At 30.6% G+C, this 1,976-nt stretch carries 2 protein-coding genes; one reads left to right on the top strand and one right to left on the bottom strand.

All coding sequences use genetic code 11. The features are described from left to right. Window positions 1-349 precede the first annotated feature (349 nt). Window positions 350-736: a hypothetical protein gene (locus FFM61_RS08910; RefSeq protein WP_074428124.1), complete on the top strand. Its 387-nt coding sequence runs from the start codon at window positions 350-352 to the stop codon at window positions 734-736. Between the two features lie 186 nt (window positions 737-922). On the opposite strand, the gene FFM61_RS08905 is transcribed toward FFM61_RS08910, so the two are convergent. Beyond that, window positions 923-1,528, bottom strand: coding sequence for a TrmH family RNA methyltransferase (locus tag FFM61_RS08905; protein WP_074428125.1), 606 nt, complete (start codon window positions 1,526-1,528; stop codon window positions 923-925). Window positions 1,529-1,976 lie beyond the last annotated feature (448 nt).

Raw genomic sequence — 1,976 nt, 5'->3', positions numbered from 1 at the left:
AGACCCTACACATTTGTTCTATCGAAACGATATTCAGTTTTCAATGATCAACGTTGTTGTCTTGCTGACAACTTAATTAATAATACAGAACTCATATGAATTTGTCAACATCTTTTTTGAAATGTTTTTTCAAAAATCACATATTGTTTAATGCAAAACCATTGCATAAACATATAACTTAAATGAATTGCTTATTAATAATTGTATGTCTTGGAAAAGACAACTTTTATATAATAACCCCTTATGCAATATAATGCAAGTGTTTTTTAACAACTTTGTTTATAATAATAATTTTTATTACGTGTTATACTATTTTAAATAGATAATCTACACAATAAGGATATAGGTAATGTCAAATAAAAACAATAAAATAGACGCCAAACAATTTTTAGCAATGTTACTTCAATATAGTCGTGATCTTCACTATAACCACATTAATATCAGTGTTCGTCTAAACAGAAACCCTGCTTATACGAGACAAGTAATGAACATTAAATTAAAGCGCATATCTAAAAAATATGGTAATGACGAACGCTTATATGCAGCTATGACTGCCGATGAAGGACAAGCTTTTCTTTTATTAATGAACAAACTTAAAGAAGAAATGTTTGCTAATTTCAGCGAGAAAATAACTTGGCAAACTGATTTATTAGATAGAAACAATCAAGAATTCGGTTATCGTCAAATTCGTGAACGTGATCAGTATAATAATTTAGAGTTTGAAATCAACTTATAATCCAGCTATCTATACCAGTATATTTAGGGTTGTCTATATATGAACAACCAGCAATATACTGGTCATACAAAAAAGAAGCCAGTCGCTAACAAGAAATATCCCGAAAGTTACTTTTCGGAATATCTCAACATGTGACTTGGCTTCTTTTTTAGATTAAAATTCAAATGCCTAACTATTTACTACTGCTTAATTAAGCGGCACTGGATGTTGTGCCGTATATAACGCTGCAACAATACCATGAGCAACAGAAACATTTAAAGAGCGCACTGACCCTGTTTGTGGAATATAAATCATTCTATCAGATGACTTAATTAAGTCATCTGATAGTCCAATTTGTTCTTCACCAAATAAAAAAACACTCTTTTCAGGAAATGTCATTCCAAAGACATTATGCAGTTCATAGCCTGGCGTATTATCCACTGCATAAATGACATAATCTTCTCGATGCCACTTATGAAATAACGTTTGATAATCTAGTATCCGATGATGACTAATATGTTCGTAATGTTGTGCCCCAACTGCCCCTTTTTTATTCCATTTTTTAGCGCCTTCACTATTTTCTTTATCCATTGGATTATCCGGGTTTAAAAATACAATTTCACGTCCCGAAAAAGCATTATGATTACGAACAGCAGTCGCCTTATTAAAGTCATGTGTCAGATTTTGTAACACCGTTATCATTTTTCCACGTCGCTGATCTAAAGCTTGCATGATTTGTTCATTAGTCATGCCCTTAAAATCCGCTCCCAAGTTACGATAATCAATGCTATTGTCTAGTTTAATGTGACTCATTATGTACCTCTATGTATTTTTATCTTAGATTATTATACATAACTCTTATCGCCATTTCATGTATTAAATATAGTGTGTTTTTATTATATATTTCGACTTATAGATATTATTTTGCACGAAACTGATTGCAAATCCCAAAACACAATTTTTCATTCATAGTTTTGTGTTTTAGTATAAAAATACATGTCTTATGTTTTTTGTCATCTAAATCTACCAACACTAATCTAATTAAAATATTTGCTATTCACAGAAGTACTGTTATCAATACTTCTAACCAACAATAAATGTATTTATTGATAGTTTATTTTTAACTGATAATTTTTAAACGTCTAAAATATAAGCGGTATACTGATAAATTATATAATTTATCCTTTTGTACACAAAAAAGGGCTCACATTTTACTGTGAACCCTTTTTACTTTGCATCGCGACGTCCTATCCTCGCAGGA

Origin of the sequence: Weissella hellenica, assembly GCF_005405545.1 — a bacterium.
GTDB lineage: Bacteria > Bacillota > Bacilli > Lactobacillales > Lactobacillaceae > Weissella > Weissella hellenica.
The sequence above is the reverse complement of the archived record's forward strand: the minus strand, read 5'-3'. Positions and strand labels throughout refer to the sequence as shown.